At 62.0% G+C, this 16,369-nt stretch carries 13 protein-coding genes; 6 read left to right on the top strand and 7 right to left on the bottom strand.

The window, feature by feature from the left end; all coding sequences use genetic code 11:
- Positions 1–7 precede the first annotated feature (7 nt).
- The 5 genes from KZX66_RS10070 to gabP all read right to left on the bottom strand — a co-directional run bounded on the left by KZX66_RS10070 (position 8) and on the right by gabP (position 4,605).
- Positions 8–295 (bottom strand): STAS domain-containing protein, encoded by a 288-nt coding sequence (locus KZX66_RS10070; RefSeq protein ID WP_248078895.1) that lies wholly within the window; start codon positions 293–295, stop codon positions 8–10.
- Between the two features lie 21 nt (positions 296–316).
- Positions 317–685, bottom strand: coding sequence for a response regulator (locus tag KZX66_RS10065; protein WP_010446480.1), 369 nt, complete (start codon positions 683–685; stop codon positions 317–319).
- 9 nt (positions 686–694) lie between these two features.
- Positions 695–1,909 (bottom strand): methyl-accepting chemotaxis protein, encoded by a 1,215-nt coding sequence (locus KZX66_RS10060; RefSeq protein WP_248078892.1) that lies wholly within the window; start codon positions 1,907–1,909, stop codon positions 695–697.
- Between the two features lie 213 nt (positions 1,910–2,122).
- Positions 2,123–3,199 carry a GlxA family transcriptional regulator gene (locus KZX66_RS10055; protein WP_248078890.1) on the bottom strand — a complete coding sequence of 359 codons (1,077 nt, stop codon included), beginning with the start codon at positions 3,197–3,199 and terminating at the stop codon, positions 2,123–2,125.
- On the bottom strand, positions 3,196–4,605 hold the full coding sequence (gene gabP, locus KZX66_RS10050) for a GABA permease (RefSeq protein ID WP_248078887.1): 1,410 nt from the start codon (positions 4,603–4,605) through the stop codon (positions 3,196–3,198). The genes KZX66_RS10055 and gabP overlap by 4 nt, the downstream gene beginning before the upstream one ends.
- A gap of 491 nt (positions 4,606–5,096) precedes the next feature.
- Here gabP and mexE point away from each other — a divergent pair, with 491 nt between their 5' ends.
- From mexE to KZX66_RS10035, 3 genes are read left to right on the top strand one after another with little or no spacing between them, the layout of a single operon-like run.
- Entirely contained in the window at positions 5,097–6,338 is a 1,242-nt protein-coding gene (mexE, locus tag KZX66_RS10045; RefSeq protein WP_248078884.1) for a multidrug efflux RND transporter periplasmic adaptor subunit MexE, read from the top strand.
- A 15-nt stretch (positions 6,339–6,353) separates the two neighbouring features.
- Entirely contained in the window at positions 6,354–9,533 is a 3,180-nt protein-coding gene (locus tag KZX66_RS10040; RefSeq protein ID WP_248078882.1) for an efflux RND transporter permease subunit, read from the top strand.
- A complete protein-coding gene (locus KZX66_RS10035) occupies positions 9,530–10,945 on the top strand; it encodes a TolC family protein (protein ID WP_248078880.1) in 1,416 nt (471 codons plus the stop codon). Before KZX66_RS10040 ends, KZX66_RS10035 begins: the two co-directional genes overlap by 4 nt.
- Before the next feature lie 305 nt (positions 10,946–11,250).
- On the opposite strand, the gene KZX66_RS10030 is transcribed toward KZX66_RS10035, so the two are convergent.
- Positions 11,251–11,775 (bottom strand): hypothetical protein, encoded by a 525-nt coding sequence (locus tag KZX66_RS10030; protein WP_248078876.1) that lies wholly within the window; start codon positions 11,773–11,775, stop codon positions 11,251–11,253.
- A complete protein-coding gene (locus KZX66_RS10025) occupies positions 11,775–12,821 on the bottom strand; it encodes an AraC family transcriptional regulator (protein ID WP_248078874.1) in 1,047 nt (348 codons plus the stop codon). The genes KZX66_RS10030 and KZX66_RS10025 overlap by 1 nt, the downstream gene beginning before the upstream one ends.
- A 171-nt stretch (positions 12,822–12,992) precedes the next feature.
- On the opposite strand from KZX66_RS10025, the gene efeU reads away from it, so the two are divergent.
- From efeU to efeB, 3 genes are read left to right on the top strand one after another with little or no spacing between them, the layout of a single operon-like run.
- Positions 12,993–13,829 carry an iron uptake transporter permease EfeU gene (efeU, locus tag KZX66_RS10020; RefSeq protein ID WP_248078871.1) on the top strand — a complete coding sequence of 279 codons (837 nt, stop codon included), beginning with the start codon at positions 12,993–12,995 and terminating at the stop codon, positions 13,827–13,829.
- A gap of 10 nt (positions 13,830–13,839) precedes the next feature.
- Positions 13,840–15,042, top strand: a complete 1,203-nt coding sequence (efeO, locus tag KZX66_RS10015) for an iron uptake system protein EfeO (protein ID WP_248078868.1) — start codon at positions 13,840–13,842, stop codon at positions 15,040–15,042.
- Positions 15,039–16,361, top strand: a complete 1,323-nt coding sequence (gene efeB, locus KZX66_RS10010; RefSeq protein WP_248078865.1) for an iron uptake transporter deferrochelatase/peroxidase subunit — start codon at positions 15,039–15,041, stop codon at positions 16,359–16,361. The genes efeO and efeB overlap by 4 nt, the downstream gene beginning before the upstream one ends.
- Positions 16,362–16,369 lie beyond the last annotated feature (8 nt).

Below are 16,369 nucleotides of genomic sequence, written 5' to 3'. Positions count from 1 at the left end.
GCGCTGGCTATGAGGCCGCGCTACGACACAGTTGGAGCGCCTGCATGACCGCCTGGCTTTGGCCGGTCACGCTTAAGGCAGTACCGGCAATGCCCGCCTCACGCTCAAGCACCGCGAGTAACTGCAGACCGGCGCCATCCATTTCCGTGACCTGTGACAGGTCCAGTTCCAGGCGGGGCGTGGCCCCCATCTGCGGCAGCAGTGCAGCCGCCAGTTCCGCCACCGTGTAGATCGTCAGCTCGCCGTCAATGCGCACGCGGGCGGTGTCATCGAGCACTTCAGTGGTTATCGGCATGGGGCCTCCTGGCGCCGGCGGTCAAGGCAGGATCAGTTTGGACACTGCGGCCAGCATCTGCGCCGGCTGAAACGGCTTGACCACCCACGCCTTGGCGCCGGCGGCCTGACCCTCGGCCTTCTTCGACTCCTGGGACTCGGTGGTCAGCATGATGATCGGGGTGAACTTGTAGTTGGCCAGCTTCTTGACCTCTTTGACGAAGGTAATGCCGTCCATGTTGGGCATGTTCACGTCACTAATGATCAGGTGCACTTTCTGCCCGGTCAGCTTGCTCAGGGCATCCTTGCCGTCGCTGGCCTCGATGACGTCATAACCGGCGCTTTTCAAGGCAATGCCGACCACCTGCCGCACACTGCTGGAGTCGTCGACCACTAATACGTTCTTCGCCATGATGGGCTCCTAAAAAAAGGTGATGTCTTGAGAATTCTGCTGCACCGCCGCCTCGCCATGATGGAGGCGACGCTGCTCGTCAGTGGCATAGGTGGCCTCCATCCGCGCCAGCCACTGCCGGGCGTCGACGGCCACCACTTGGTCCGGGGCCTGGTGCGCCTGCTGCAGGTGGTCATGCAGGGCGTGGATGTTGTCGCGTACGTGGCTGAGGATCTGGCTGACCCGATCCTGGAATTGCAGGTTGACCAACACCTCGGTCATCTCGTCACGGATGCCGTAGCTTTCCTGCTTGAGCAGGTTGGCGGAGTCGGCCAGGCGCCCGGTGATGTTCTGGAAGCGCTCGAGCACCAATTGAATACTGTTTTCGGACTCTGCTACCGAGTGGCTGTCCTGGTCGGCACTGCTGGAAGCGGCCTGCACCAACTGCGTGATGGCGTTATTGATGATGTCGACCTTGGCCGACATCTGCTGGCCGGTTTCACTGGACTTGCTCGACAGGCTGCGCACCGCGTCAGCCACCACCGCGAAGCCGCGACCGGCCTCTCCGGCACGTGCCGCTTCGATGGCGGCGTTGAGCGCCAGCAGGTTGGTTTGCGCGGCAATCGCCGCCACATCGGCGGCCATGGTGCGCAGCTCGCCGGTATAGGCCGTGAGGCTGCGCACCTGGGCCAGGGTCTGGTCACGGCTGGTTTGAGTGGCCTTGAGTGAATTGATCACCTGGCTCAGTTCGCTGTCACTGCGCGCCAGCACTTCGAGCGCACCGTCGGCGGCCTGGCCGTCCAATTCACCGGCGGCGTGTTGCGAGGCTTGCACGGTTTCCTGCAAGCGTGTGGCGATCCCGGTGAATCGGTCGGCCAGGCTCACAATCGCTTCTTCGGTCTGATGCCGCGAACTTTCCACCTGTTTGGCCCAGATCGGCATGGCGCCGAGCAACACCTCATCGAGTTGCGCGCGCGAAGCAATGCTCCTTTGCGCCGCGTCGTCTTCGGACTGATCCGCCTGGGCCCGGGCAATGGCCCGCTGCACTGCGCTGCGCTGCGAACCGGCGCTCCAGGCACAGGCACCGAGACCGATCAAAACCAGCGCAGCGCAGGCCAGCAGGTTGGTCAACGAGGCCGATTGCGACAGTATCCATGCAACGGCAGGCACAACCGGGATCAAGGCAAACCAGCAAAAGCGCGGATGGACAGCAGAGGCGGTGCGGACAGAGTGACGCTGGGTCATGAATTCGATCCTTGAACGTTGTTGCGGATATAGGCGACATAGGGGTTATCTGCCCTGCCCCTGACAACTTTAGAGCCGCTGCATGCCTTCCGTCCGATTTGTGACAGACGGATGACCGCACAAGCGCCGCGCGCACCGTGAGCCTTGCCTCATGTGCAGAGTATTAAAGCTGAACCAATGGGAATATCCACTCGCGCACCCTGCGCCAGGCCGTCAGGACTTCAGGTTTTTCACACTGGCAAATGTCGACTCCCCGCGCGCCTGCTCCAACGCACTCATCGGCATGGGTGCCGGCACCGTCTGAATGATGGGTTTGAGCGCGACAACGCGCTCATCCGTGGTCACCAGGCGTTCGTCGCTGGGGGGCACGCCAAAGTACTCGCGGTAGCATTTGGAAAAGTGCGGCGTGGACACAAAGCCGCAGAGCACCGCCAGCTCTACGATGGAGATGGGGGTTTGTTTGAGCAACTGACGCGCGCGGATCAGCCGCAGCCTGAGGTAGTAGCGTGACGGTGAGCAGCGCAAGTACTTCTGGAACATCCGCTCGAGCTGACGGCGCGACAGGGCCACATACTCCGCCAACTGGTCGAGGTTGATCGGTTCCTCGAGGTTGGCTTCCATCAGCGCGACGATTTCCTGCAACTTCGGTTGCTGCGTGCCGAGCATGTGCTTGAGCGGCACGCGCTGGTGGTCTTGTTCATTGCGCATGCGCTCGTACACGAACATGTCGGAGATGGCCGCTGATAGTTCGTGTCCATGATCACGCCCGATCACGTGCAGCATCATGTCCATGGGCGCAGTGCCGCCGGAACTGGTCAGGCGATCACGGTCGAGGGTGAACACGCTGGCACTGAGGGTCACCCGTGGGAAGGCTTCCTGCATGGCGGCCAGCCACTCCCAATGCACGCTGCATTCAAAACCGTCGAGCAGCCCTGCCCGCGCCAATACCCAACTGCCGGTGCAGATGCCACCCAGGCGCTTGGAATAACGTGCCTGGGCGCGCAGCCACTTAACCAGTTCGCCGGTCACGGTGCTTTGAATCCCGGTACCGCCACAGACAAACACGATATCGGCGGGCGGCGCGTTGTCTATTGACCCGTCGGGGGTGATCGGCATGCCATCGCTGGCCCACACCGGGTGACCGTCGCAGCTGGCGGTATGCCAACGGTAGAGCTCCTGGCCCGACAGCTGGTTGGCCATACGCAGCGGCTCCACCGCAGAGGCCAATGAGATCAGCGTGAACTGATCCAGCAGCACAAACACCACGCGGGTGACGGGGCGAACGCTCATGGCCGCGAGGCGATGGGCATCGGTTTGCGCACGAGGTCGGGTTGCCGCGCGGTGAGCACGCCGACCAGGGAGATCAACAACGCCAGTCCGATGGTCGACGACACCTCAAGACGATGCTCGGGCGTGAACAGCATCACCCCCAAGGCCGCGCAAATGAAGGCGATGACCACCCACGTCAGCCAGGGGAACAACCACATCTTGAAAGTCAGCGGGGTATTGCGTCGTTGCAGGATCTTGCGCATGCGCAGTTGCGAAACGGCAATCACCAGGTACACCACCAGTGCAATGGCCCCCGAACTGGCCAACAGAAACTGGAACAGCCCGGCCGGCATGAAATAACTGAGCAACGTCACGCCGGCCCCGAGCACGGTACTGGCGACCACGGCCGCCCTTGGCACGCTTGCGGCCGAGGTTTTTTTCATCAGCATCGGCGCATCCCCGCGCTTGCCCAGGGAATACAGCATGCGCGAGGCAATGTAGATCGAGGAGTTCATGCAACTGGCCACGGCGATCAACACCACCACGTCCACCAGGATCTTGGCGTGGGGGATGTTCATCAACTCCAGCGCGCGCTGGTATGAGCCCACCGAGGCCAGCAGCGGGTCATTCCACGGCACCACGGAAATCACCACAAAGATCGACAACACGTAAAACACGCCGATGCGCCACATCACCGAGCGGGTCGCCCGGGCAATGTTCTGCGCGGGGTTATCGGACTCGGCCGCGGCAATCGTGACGGCCTCGGTGCCGATGAAACTGAACATGATGGTGATGAAGGCCCCGACCACCGCCGACAGCCCGTTGGGCGCAAAACCGCCATGTTCCTGCATCAGCGTGCTCAGGCCGCTGGCTTCCCGCTCGGGAATCCAGCCCATCAACACCGCGCCGCCCAGGCCGATAAAGCCGATGATCGCGATGACCTTGGCCATGGCAAACCAGAACTCGAACTCGCCGTACTTGGAGACGCTGAACAGGTTGGTAATCACCAACAAAAAGATCGACAACAAGGCAAACAGCCAAGCGTCGATCTGGGGAATCCACTGATTGAGGATATGCCCGGCGGCCAGGGCTTCGATGGGAATCACCAGCACCCAGAACCACCAATACAGCCAACCAATGGTGAACCCGGCCCAGCGCCCGATTGCCTGGTCGGCGTACGTGGAGAACGAACCGGTGTCGGGGTTGGCTACGGCCATTTCGCCGAGCATGCGCATGACCAACACCACCAGCAGTCCGGAAAACAGATAGGCCAGCATCACAGCCGGGCCCGCCGCCGCTATCGCGTGGCCGGAGCCGACAAACAACCCCGCGCCGATAATCCCTGCAATAGAGAGCATGGTCACATGCCGCGGCTTGAACCCCTGCGCCAGTTGGCCGTTTGAATCCTTGGAAATCGGGCTATTCATCGATGTTTTTATTCTCTGTGATCGACGTTAAGACGTACTGACTGGAGGGTCAGGCGATCATCATTTTTCAATGACGGGTCACATTACGCGGCATGCCTCTGGCCAAAATAGCCTCATTGCGGCACGGATTCGCCTGATAACGACACTGGCAGCGGCCGCGTCAGACGTTTGGGCGACGGGCCGTCTCCCATGGATACGGCGGCATGGGTGGCGCCAGCGGGTCAAGCGCATCGAGCGGTCGCAACACACGCGCCTGATGCCGGCCAGCTGTGGCAGAGAGGTTGCACCCCTGAACGGCTTTGTTTCAGCCGACGCAACAGTGCTTTGTCATCACAGCCATTGATAGGCCCCTAACGAAACCCCCATCCTAGAGGGCTCAGCTCGCCCTTATATCATTCCGAATGATAGTTACCTTTGCTTCATTCGATTCGTGACATAGCACCTCGCCGCGCATGATCCGCCCATCTCAAATACATTGGCGGATGCACCTCATGGAACAGTCACTCAAACATTTGCGCTTGCCCCTGGCGATTCTGGCCGTGGTGGTGATGAGCGCGTGCGGCAAGTCCCCGGAACAAGCAGCTGCCATGCCTGCGGCGAAAGTCAGTGTGGCCAAGGTGCTTGAGCAGCCAGTCAACGAGTGGGACGAGTTCACCGGCCGCCTGGAAGCACCGGAAACCGTACAGATCCGTCCGCGCGTGTCGGGCCAGATTGACCAAGTCGCTTTCACCGAAGGCGCTTTGGTCAAGAAAGGCGACGTGCTGTTCCAGATCGACCCGCGTCCGTTCCAGGCTGAAGTGCGTCGCCTTGAGGCCCAGCTGGCTCAAACCAAAGCCGCCGCCACCCGCAGTGATAACGAAGCCCAACGTGGCGAGCGCCTGCGCCAGAGCAACGCGATCTCCGCCGAACTGGCCGACTCGCGCACCACCGCCGCCCAGGAAGCCCGCGCCGCCGTCGCCGGGATCCAGGCGCAGTTGGACTTGGCCAAACTGAACCTGAGTTTTACCCGTGTCACCTCCCCCATCAGCGGCCGGGTCAGCCGTGCCGAAATCACCGCCGGCAATCTGGTAACCGCCGATGTGACGGCGCTGACCAGCGTGGTCTCCACCGATAAGGTCTACGCCTACTTCGACGCCGACGAGCGCGTGTACCTCAAGTACACCGAGCTGGCGCGTCAGGGCCGCCGCGGCGCCACCACGCCGGTGTACCTGGGCCTGTCCAACGAGACCGGCAACCCGCACCTGGGCCAGATGAACTTTGTCGACAACCAGGTCAACCCGGCCACCGGCACCATCCGTGGCCGCGCGGTGTTCGATAACAGCAAGGGCGAATTCACGCCCGGTCTGTATGCGCGCCTGAAGCTGGTTGGCAGCGGCACCTACTCCGCCGTTCTGATCAACGACGAGGCCGTGGGCACCGACCTTGGCAAGAAGTTCGTGCTGGTGATGGACGGCGACAAGCCGGCGTACCGCGCCGTGGAACTGGGGCCGAAGATCGAAGGGCTGCGCATCGTGCGCAACGGCCTGAACAAGGACGACACCATTATCGTCAAGGGCCTGCAACGCGTGCGTCCAGGTTCGCCGGTCGCGCCGGAAACCATTCCGATGGCCAGCAAGGAAACCCTCGCCGCCTTGGCCCAACAACGACAAGCGCTTGAAGCCAGCAACCTGGAGCAAGTGGCGCCGGATAAAGCCGCGCCCAAACTCGCAGCCGTTGCGACTCCACGCGGTTAAGGGATACGACTCACGATGAATTTTTCCAAGTTCTTCATTTCGCGGCCGATCTTCGCGGCGGTGCTCTCGCTGTTGATCCTGATCGCCGGCGCGATTTCGCTGTTCCAATTGCCGATCAGCGAATACCCGGAAGTGGTACCGCCCACCGTGGTGGTGCGCGCCAACTTCCCCGGCGCCAACCCCAAGGTCATCGGTGAAACCGTTGCAGCCCCGCTGGAACAAGCCATCACCGGTGTCGAGAACATGCTGTACATGTCCTCGCAATCGACCGCCGACGGCAAACTGACCCTGACCATCACCTTCGCCCTGGGCACCGACCTGGACAACGCACAGGTGCAGGTGCAGAACCGGGTGACCCGCACGCAGCCAAAGCTGCCTGAGGAAGTCACGCGCATCGGTATCACCGTGGACAAGGCCTCCCCCGACCTGACCATGGTGGTGCACTTGACCTCCCCGGATCAGCGCTACGACATGCTCTACCTGTCCAACTACGCGATCCTCAATATCAAGGATGAGTTGGCGCGTCTGGGTGGTGTGGGCGATGTACAGCTGTTCGGCATGGGCGATTACTCCCTGCGCGTCTGGCTGGACCCGAACAAAACCGCCTCGCGCAACCTCACCGCCACCGACGTGGTGACGGCGATCCGCGAGCAGAACCGCCAGGTCGCGGCCGGCGCCTTGGGCGCACAGCCTGCGCCGTCCGACACCAGCTTTCAGTTATCGGTCAATACCCAAGGGCGCCTGGTTACCGAGGAAGAGTTCGAGAACATCGTGATTCGCGCCGGCGCCAACGGTGAAATCACGCGCCTCAAGGACATCGCCAGAGTCGAACTGGGCTCCAGCCAATACGCGCTGCGCTCGCTGATCGATAACCAGCCGGCCGTTGCGATTCCGATCTTCCAGCGCCCCGGTTCGAATGCCATCGACATCTCCAACGATGTGCGCGCCAAGATGGCCGAGCTGAAAAAGAGTTTCCCGGCGGGTATGGATTACCGCATTGCGTACGACCCGACGATCTTTGTACGCGGTTCCATCGAAGCGGTTGTGCACACCCTGTTCGAAGCGCTGATCCTTGTGGTGCTGGTGGTCATCCTGTTCCTGCAGACCTGGCGCGCCTCGATCATTCCGTTGGTGGCGGTGCCGGTATCCTTGATCGGTACGTTTGCGGTGATGCACCTGTTCGGGTTCTCGCTCAATGCCCTGTCGCTGTTTGGCCTGGTACTGGCCATCGGTATCGTGGTGGACGACGCCATCGTGGTAGTGGAGAACGTCGAACGTAATATCGAGCTGGGCCTGGAGCCGTTCCCGGCCACTGAAAAAGCCATGAGCGAGGTGACCGGACCGATCATCGCCACGGCGCTGGTGCTGTGTGCGGTGTTCATTCCAGCCGCGTTCATCAGTGGCTTGACCGGGCAGTTCTACAAACAGTTCGCCTTGACCATTGCGATCTCGACGGTGATCTCGGCGTTCAACTCGCTGACCCTGTCCCCTGCCCTGGCTGCCGTACTGCTGCGCAGTCACGATGCACCGAAGGATCGCTTCTCGAAGTTCCTCGACAAGCTGTTTGGCGGCTGGCTGTTCCGCCCCTTCAACCGCTTTTTTGAAAAGGCCAGCCATGGCTACGTTGGCACGGTACGCCGGGTGATTCGCGGCAGTGGTATCGCGCTGTTCGTCTACGCCGGTTTGATGGTGCTGACGTTCTTCGGCTTTGCCCACACCCCGACCGGTTTCGTACCGGCCCAGGACAAGCAGTACCTGGTGGCGTTCGCCCAACTGCCCGACGCCGCGAGCCTGGACCGTACCGAAAACGTGATGAAGCGCATGTCTGACATTGCGCTGAAGCAGCCCGGCGTGGAAGCTGCGATTGCCTTCCCGGGTCTGTCGATCAATGGCTTCACCAACAGCCCGAACAGCGGCATCGTGTTCGTCACCTTGAAGCCCTTCGATGAGCGCAAAGATGCGAGCATGTCCGCCGGGGCGATTGCCGGTGCGTTGAATGGCCAATACGCCAATATCGAAGAAGCCTACATGGCGATCTTCCCGCCGCCACCGGTACAGGGCCTGGGCACGATCGGCGGGTTCCGCCTGCAGATCGAAGACCGTGGCAACCTGGGCTATGACGAACTGTACAAAGAAGTGCAGAACGTGATCACCAAGAGCCGCAGCGTGCCGGAACTGTTCGGCCTGTTCACCAGCTACACGGTCAACGTGCCCCAGGTCGATGCCGCCATCGACCGCGAAAAGGCCAAGACCCACGGCGTGGCGATCAGCGACATCTTCGACACCCTGCAGGTCTACCTGGGCTCGCTGTATGCCAACGACTTCAACCGTTTCGGGCGCACTTATCAGGTCAACGTGCAGGCTGAGCAACAGTTCCGCCAGGACGCCGACCAGATCGGCCAGCTCAAAGTGCGCAACAACAAAGGCGAGATGATCCCGCTGGCGACCTTTATCAAGGTCAGCGACACCTCCGGGCCGGACCGCGTGATGCACTACAACGGCTTTATCACCGCTGAAATCAACGGCAACGCCGCACCGGGCTACAGCTCGGGCCAGGCCCAGGCCGCGATTGAAAAACTGCTGAAAGAGGAACTGCCCAACGGCATGACCTACGAGTGGACCGACCTGACCTATCAGCAAATCCTCTCGGGCAACACCGCGCTGTTCGTGTTCCCGCTCTGCGTACTGCTGGCGTTCCTGGTACTGGCCGCCCAATACGAAAGCTGGAGCCTGCCGCTGGCGGTGATTTTGATCGTACCGATGACGCTGCTGTCGGCCATTACCGGGGTGATCATCTCGGGCGGCGACAACAACATCTTCACCCAGATCGGCCTGATCGTGCTGGTGGGCCTGGCCTGTAAGAACGCAATTCTGATCGTCGAATTCGCCAAGGACAAACAACAGGAAGGCCTCGACCCGCTCGCTGCGGTACTGGAAGCCTGCCGCCTGCGTCTACGGCCGATCCTGATGACCTCCTTCGCCTTCATCATGGGTGTGGTGCCCTTGGTGCTCTCCAGCGGTGCCGGTGCCGAGATGCGTCATGCCATGGGCGTGGCGGTGTTCTCCGGGATGATCGGGGTGACCTTCTTCGGTCTATTGCTGACGCCGGTGTTCTACGTATTGATCCGGCGTTATGTGGAGCGCAGCGAAGCGCGCAAAGCGGCCAAGGCCCTGAAGCTGGAGACACAGCAATGAGTGTGAACGTATTTTTGCCGAGTCTGCTGGTACTGGCGCTGAGCGCCTGTGCCGTGGGCCCGGACTATAAAACCCAAACCCCGGAGGCGGCGAACATCACCGCCGCCGCGGACGCCAGGCAATATGACCATGCCAAGTTCGAAGGCATCTGGTGGCAGCAGTTCGACGATCCGACCCTTAACCAGTTGGTGACGCAGTCGCTGCAAGGCAACCGTGACCTGCGCGTGGCCTTTGCCCGCCTGCGGGCGGCACGGGCGATCCGCGATGACGCCAGCAATGACGCCATGCCGACCATCACCAGCCGCGTCAGCAGTGACCAGGGCAAAGGCCAGATCCCCGGGCAAACCACGCGCCGGGTCAAGACCGAGCGCTACGACCTGGGCCTGGACATGGCCTGGGAGCTGGACCTGTTCGGGCGCATCCAGCGCAATCTGGAAGCCAGCGACGCCGACCAGCAAGCCGCAGAAGCGGACCTGTACCAACTGCAGGTCACCATGATTGCTGAATTGGTGGATGCCTACGGTCAACTGCGGGGCGCACAGTTGCGTGAACGTATCGCCCTGGCCAACCTGAAAAACCAGCAGGAATCGCGCACCATCACCGTCAGCCTGCGCGATGCCGGGGTGGGTGACCAACTCGATGTCGAGCGTGCCGACGCACGCCTGGCGGGGGTGGAAGCCAGCGTGCCGCAACTGCAAGCCGAACAAGTGCGCGAGCGTAACCGCATCGCCACCCTCCTCGGCCAGCGCCCGGACACACTCAGCGTGGACCTGAGCCCCAAGGACTTGCCGGCGATTGCCAAGGCACTGCCGATCGGCGACCCAGGGCAATTGCTGCAACGGCGTCCGGACATCCTCAGCGCCGAACGCAAACTGGCCGCCGCCACCGCGCGCATTGGCGTGGCCAAGGCCGACCTGTTCCCACGGGTGAGCCTCAGCGGCTTCCTCGGCTTCACCGCCGGGCGCGGTTCGCAGATCGGCTCGTCTGCCGCCAACGCCTGGGCGCTGGGCCCGAGCATCACCTGGGCCGCGTTCGACCTCGGCAGCGTGCGTGCCCGCCTGCGCGGTGCTGACGCCGAAGCCGATGGCGCATTGGCCACCTATGAGCAGCAAGTGCTGCTGGCCCTGGAAGAATCGGAAAACGCCTTCAGTGATTACGGCAAACGCCAACAGCGCCTGGTTTCGCTGATCCGTCAGAGTGAGTCCAGCCGCGCCGCCGCCGACCTCGCCGCGATCCGCTACCGCGAAGGCACCGTGGACTTCCTGGTACTGCTCGACGCCCAACGCGAACGCCTGGCCGCCGAAGACTCCCAGGCCCAGGCCGAAGTCGACCTGTATCGCGGGATAGTGGCGATCTACAAGGCGCTGGGGGGTGGCTGGCAGCCGGACACGGTGGTCGCCAGCGCGAAGTGATGTAAAGAGCTCCTTTGGTTGGTCGCATCCAGCCAATTTTTAGCCCCATGGTCCGTTTGGTCATGGGGCTTTTTTTAATGTCTCAGCCACCTGTATAGGGTGTCGGCTGTGGCAACCGTTACACATGATTCCCACATCAAACCAAAATTTCTGAGGGTGATTGAACAAGTCATCAATACTCATAGATTTTCTCGCCGATGGTTTCCCCGAGTGCTCCACCATAACTGCCACCAAACGCACCACCGGTTCCCCCGCCTATCAACAGGCAGCCCAATGACCCTGGCCCGGTGTGCTGACTTCCCTGCTTAACGTGCCGCTCTGATTTGCTCATCAACGTGTAAGCGCTTCGCAATATTGACCTTCGAAGTGGCTTTATCGGCGATCTCTACAGTGGTCCATTCGAACATCCTCGAGACCCAGTAGACCAACTCACCGTCCGCCACCATCACCTCATGGCGCCCATCCGTGTCCGGCACCAGCCGCGCCTCGCGCATCAGCGGTATCAGGAGTTTGAGACGCTCGGGGTCGGTGATATTAAAGGCAATGCTCAGTTGCTTGAGTCGGTCGTCGTCATCGAAATAGGCACCCACTACATAAATCGGCACATCGCCCAAAAAATAGGGACGGGACGGTTCCAGCGCACGGTAGTAAGGCATCGGCACCGCATAGGAGAGGTCGCTCTCCCGTTCCACTTTCGGGAAATAGCGCTGCAGGATGTCCATGACTTGCGAGCGAGGCATACCCAGCGTGAAATCACCGATGCCCAGCGCCGACCAGGCAGTGAGCGGGAACAGAGCGAAACAAACACAGATCAAGCATGACTTGAGCATTACCTGCCCCCCAGAAGACTTACATCATCATTAAGAATCAAACTCCGATAATGCCCCGGATTCGATCCGCTCCATTTACGAAACGCCTTATAAAACGAACTGGTATCGGCAAACCCCAACCGCGCCGCAATTTCGGCAAAGCTGATCTGTGGCTCGGCCAGCCACACGATCGCCAACTCCTTGCGCACGCTGTCCTTGAGGCCCTGGTAGGTCTGACCTTCTTGCGCCAGACGGCGGCGCAGCGTGGAAGCGGAGATGCACAAGGTGGTCGCCAGGCCCTCGGTTTCGGGCCAGGTCTCGGGAGGCATGTGCCGCAGGTCCTGCTTGATGCGAGTCGCCAGGCTGTCGGGGTCGCGGTATTTGACCAGGATGTTCGCCGGCGCGTGGGCCAGGAAGCGCTTGAGTTCCTCCGGGCTGCGCTTGATCGGCAGGTCGAGGCAGTCGGCGGAGAAGATCATGCGGGTGCGCGGTCGGTCGAAGCGCAGGTTGTCGGAGAACATCACGCGGTAATCGTCACAAAAGTCCGGCGGCGGGCAGCGCAGTTCAATCGCCAGGATCGGAATGCGCCGCCCCGCCAACCAGCAGGCGACGCCGTGCACGATCATCCAATAGGTGAAGTAGGTGAACGCGCGCTTTGCCTCAGGCTGCGGTTCAAGCAGCACGATTTCCGCCAGGCTCTGTTGGCGCACCAACTGGGCGGGCAGGTGTTCAAGCATGAGCGAGAGGAAACCCAGGCCGGTTTCCAGGCCGGTTTCCAGGCCTGTCGCCAGGCTGGGTTGCGCGATGGCCGTGCGGCAAAGGAATGCGAGGCTGCCGGACTTTAGCTTGCGCGGGTCCATGCCGAAGAATTCATCGTCCGTGCGCCTCGCCAGCAGCCGCCACAACCGTGCATAGGCCGTGGCCGGAACGCGCGCAGCGGGCTGCTCGAGCAAGGCCGGATCGATCCCGACTTTACTCAAGGCCTCGACCGTGGCCGCCCCTTGCGCGCAACTCTGCAACAAGGCTTCACGGACAAGGTGGATAGAGATCGTGTCTTTTTCCGACATAGGGCGCTGGGTAATCCGACAGGTCACGATTAGATGGCGTGCATCATAAGGGGGCTCACGCTAAGCCACCACCGTTCAGCCTGCGTTCAGCAAAAGTCAATATTTCCTGTTTGGCAATGAGTATCATTATGTTACAACTTAGCACCCTATCTAATTGCCCTGCGGTGCCGAATGCTTGTCCCCTTTCTCATCATGCTGCGCGAAGGCATTGAAGCCGCATTGATCGTCGGCATCATCGCCAGTTACCTGCAACAGACCGGTCGTGGTCAGTGGATGCCTGCCGTGTGGATCGGGGTGTTTCTCGCCGCTGCGCTGGCTTTGCTGGTTGGTGGTGGCCTGGAACTGGTCAGCGCGGAGTTCCCGCAAAAACAGCAGGAACTGTTCGAAGGTGTGGTCGGCCTGGTCGCCGTGGGCATCCTCAGTTCCATGGTGTTCTGGATGCGTAAGGTCGCGCGCTCCATCAAGCATTCGCTGCACGCCTCCCTCGATCAGGCGCTGACCGGCTCCAAACACCAGGTCACCGCGTTGATCCTCATGGTGTTTTTCGCCGTGGCCCGCGAAGGCCTGGAAACCGTGTTCTTCCTGCTTGCGGTGTTTCAGCAAAGCGAGGGCCCCGGCGCACCGATTGGGGCCCTGCTCGGCCTGGTTCTGGCGATCATCGTGGGTTTCCTGATCTACACCGGCAGCATGCGCCTGAACCTGGGTGCGTTTTTCCGCTGGACCGGTCTGTTCATCCTTGTCGTGGCCGCCGGCATCCTGGCCAATTCGGTACAGGCCCTGCACGAAGCGGGCGTGTGGAATCACCTGCAAACCGTGCTGTTCGACTTCAGCGCCGTATTGCCGATGGACAGCCCGCTGGGCTCGGTGCTCGCCGGAATGTTCGGCTATCAGGAAGCCCCCACCGTCAGCACCCTTGGCGCCTACCTGATTTACCTGGTGGCGGCGCTGGTGATGTTCTTACTGCCGTCCACGCCGGCCGCCATACCTTCTTCCGTTTCCAGTCAGTAAGGACCGCCCCTTGTCCAACCCAACTCCTCAACCGGCTTCGCCACCCCGCGCCCTGCGCTGGGCGGTGGCCGGCTCGGTGATCGTGATGATCGCCGCCGGTGGCCTGTTCTATTACGCCTCGCAACTGGCGGCCGGCAAGCGCCAGGCCAATGGCAACGAGATCGCGGTGACCATCCACGGCCACGCCTGCGAGCCGAACGCGCTGACGGTGCCGGCTGGCCGCGCGAGTTTTCGTATCATCAACCGCTCTGAGCGTGCAGTGGAGTGGGAAATCCTCGACGGTGTGCTGGTGGTCGAGGAACGGGAAAACATCGCCCCGGGCCTGAGCCAGGTGATCAACGCCAACCTGCTGCCCGGCGACTATGCGATCACGTGCGGCTTGCTCAGCAACCCCCGTGGCACCTTGCATGTCACGCCCACCGCCGAATCCGACGCCCAGGCCAAAGCCAAGCCGTCGATGGTGGCGTTTATCGGCCCGTTGTCGGAGTTCCGCGTGTACTTGAGCGGTCAGGGCAGCGCGCTGGTCAAGGCCGCGACCGCCTTGCAGCAGGCCATCGACGCCGGTGACCTGGCGCAGGCCCAGGCGCTGTATGTGCCCGCCCGTGCGGCTTACCAGCGCTTGGCAGCGGCGTCGCAACGCCTGGCTACGCTTGATAACGCGATCAATGCCCGCGCCGATTACTTTGAAAAGCGTGAACAGGACCCGGCGTTCAGCGGTTTCCATCGCCTTGAATACGGTCTGTTCCAGCAGCGCAGCCTCGATGGCCTGGCGCCGATTGCGCAGCGCCTGGTGACCGATGTCACCACCCTCAAACAGCAATTGCTGGCCCAGTCGCTGCCACCGGAGCAACTGGTGGGCATCGTGGTGCGCAACCTCAACAGCCTGGCGGACGTGCGTGCCCTCAGCGGCGAAGAGGAGCGCTACAGCCACACCGACCTCAACGGTTTCGCTGCCAACCTGCAAGCCGCCCATAAAGTCGTCGAGCTGATGCGGCCGCTGCTGGCCAAGTCCGCCGCCGACCTGCTGCCAAAGGTCGACAGCGCCCTCGCCGCCTTCGATGCCCAACTCCAAGGTTTCAACGTCGGAACAGGCTACGCCTCTTACGACAGCGTCACGGCCGATCAGCGCAAGCAGATCGCCGACAAGGCCAAGGCTCTGGCCGTTGCACTCGATGGAATCGACCCCGCCCTTGGCCTCTCCGGCCTGCAGTGAAGACGACCGCACACATGAGTGATTCAACACCGTTTGATCTACAACGCCGCCGTGTCCTGCTGGGCATGGCGGCCACGGGCGCGGCAATCGCCGGCAGCAGCCTGAGCTGCCCGGCCATGGCTGCCGCTGCCGAGCAAGTCACCACCGCACCGCGCAGTGACAAGACCCAGGACCACCACGACTTTTTCGGCCCGCACCAGACCGGTATCGTCACGCCGCGCCCGGCCTGCGGCATGCTGGTGGCGTTCGACGTGTTGGCCAGCGACCGCCAGGATCTGGAGCGCCTGTTCCGCACGTTGAACGAACGCATTCGTTTCCTGATGACCGGCGGCCCCGTGGCGCAAGTCGACCCGAAACTGCCGCCGACCGACTCCGGCATCCTCGGCCCGGTGGTGACCCCGGATAACCTGACCATCACCGTATCGGTCGGAGCGTCGCTGTTCGATGAGCGCTTCGGCCTTGGCGCGGCCAAGCCCAAGCGCCTGATCCGCATGGTCGGCTTTCCCAACGATGCACTGGAGCCGGCGCAGTGCCATGGCGACCTGAGCCTGCAGTTCAGCTCCAACACGCCGGACACCAATATCCATGCCCTGCGCGACATTGTGAAGAACCTGCCCGACCTGCTGCTGGTGCGCTGGAAGCAGGAAGGCAGCGTGCCGCCCCAGGCGCCCGCCAAACCCGGCACGCCTGCGCAGAGTGCGCGTAACTTCCTGGGGTTCCGTGACGGCTCGGCCAACCCCAACTCCAACGACAGCAGGATCATGGACCAGGTTGTCTGGGTGCAACCGGGCAGCGACGAACCGGCGTGGGCGGCCAACGGCAGCTATCAAGCGGTGCGCATCATCCGCAACTTCGTCGAACGCTGGGACCGCACGCCCCTGCAAGAACAGGAAAGCATCATCGGTCGGATCAAGACCTCCGGCGCGCCCATGGATGGCCAACAAGAATCCCAGGTGCCCGATTACAGCAAGGACCCTGAAGGCAAGTTGACCAAGCTCGACGCCCATATCCGCCTGGCCAACCCGCGTACCCCGCAGACCCAGGCCAACCTGATCCTGCGCCGGCCGTTCAACTACTCCAACGGCGTCAATAAAAACGGTCAGCTGGACATGGGTCTGTTGTTCATCTGCTACCAGGCTGACCTGGAGAAAGGCTTTATCAGCGTGCAGACCCGGCTCAACGGCGAGCCTCTGGAGGAATACCTCAAGCCTGTGGGCGGCGGGTACTTCTTCAGCTTGCCAGGGGTCACCGGCCCCAAGGATTTCATCGGCCGCACGCTGCTGGCCGCCACAGCCCCTCACACCACTGCCAACACCTGAAAACCACC

Origin of the sequence: Pseudomonas sp. EYE_354 (assembly GCF_023148575.1) — a bacterium.
Lineage (GTDB): Bacteria > Pseudomonadota > Gammaproteobacteria > Pseudomonadales > Pseudomonadaceae > Aquipseudomonas.
The sequence above is the reverse complement of the archived record's forward strand: the minus strand, read 5'-3'. Positions and strand labels throughout refer to the sequence as shown.

What these genes read in the sequence shown, in the direction of transcription:
- KZX66_RS10070 (WP_248078895.1), bottom strand. Translation starts at nt 295, where the DNA reads ATGCCGATAACCACTGAAGTGCTCGATGACACCGCCCGCGTGCGCATT.
- KZX66_RS10065 (WP_010446480.1), bottom strand. Translation starts at nt 685, where the DNA reads ATGGCGAAGAACGTATTAGTGGTCGACGACTCCAGCAGTGTGCGGCAG.
- KZX66_RS10060 (WP_248078892.1), bottom strand. Translation starts at nt 1,909, where the DNA reads ATGACCCAGCGTCACTCTGTCCGCACCGCCTCTGCTGTCCATCCGCGC.
- KZX66_RS10055 (WP_248078890.1), bottom strand. Translation starts at nt 3,199, where the DNA reads ATGAGCGTTCGCCCCGTCACCCGCGTGGTGTTTGTGCTGCTGGATCAG.
- gabP (WP_248078887.1), bottom strand. Translation starts at nt 4,605, where the DNA reads ATGAATAGCCCGATTTCCAAGGATTCAAACGGCCAACTGGCGCAGGGG.
- mexE (WP_248078884.1), top strand. Translation starts at nt 5,097, where the DNA reads ATGGAACAGTCACTCAAACATTTGCGCTTGCCCCTGGCGATTCTGGCC.
- KZX66_RS10040 (WP_248078882.1), top strand. Translation starts at nt 6,354, where the DNA reads ATGAATTTTTCCAAGTTCTTCATTTCGCGGCCGATCTTCGCGGCGGTG.
- KZX66_RS10035 (WP_248078880.1), top strand. Translation starts at nt 9,530, where the DNA reads ATGAGTGTGAACGTATTTTTGCCGAGTCTGCTGGTACTGGCGCTGAGC.
- KZX66_RS10030 (WP_248078876.1), bottom strand. Translation starts at nt 11,775, where the DNA reads ATGCTCAAGTCATGCTTGATCTGTGTTTGTTTCGCTCTGTTCCCGCTC.
- KZX66_RS10025 (WP_248078874.1), bottom strand. Translation starts at nt 12,821, where the DNA reads ATGTCGGAAAAAGACACGATCTCTATCCACCTTGTCCGTGAAGCCTTG.
- efeU (WP_248078871.1), top strand. Translation starts at nt 12,993, where the DNA reads ATGCTTGTCCCCTTTCTCATCATGCTGCGCGAAGGCATTGAAGCCGCA.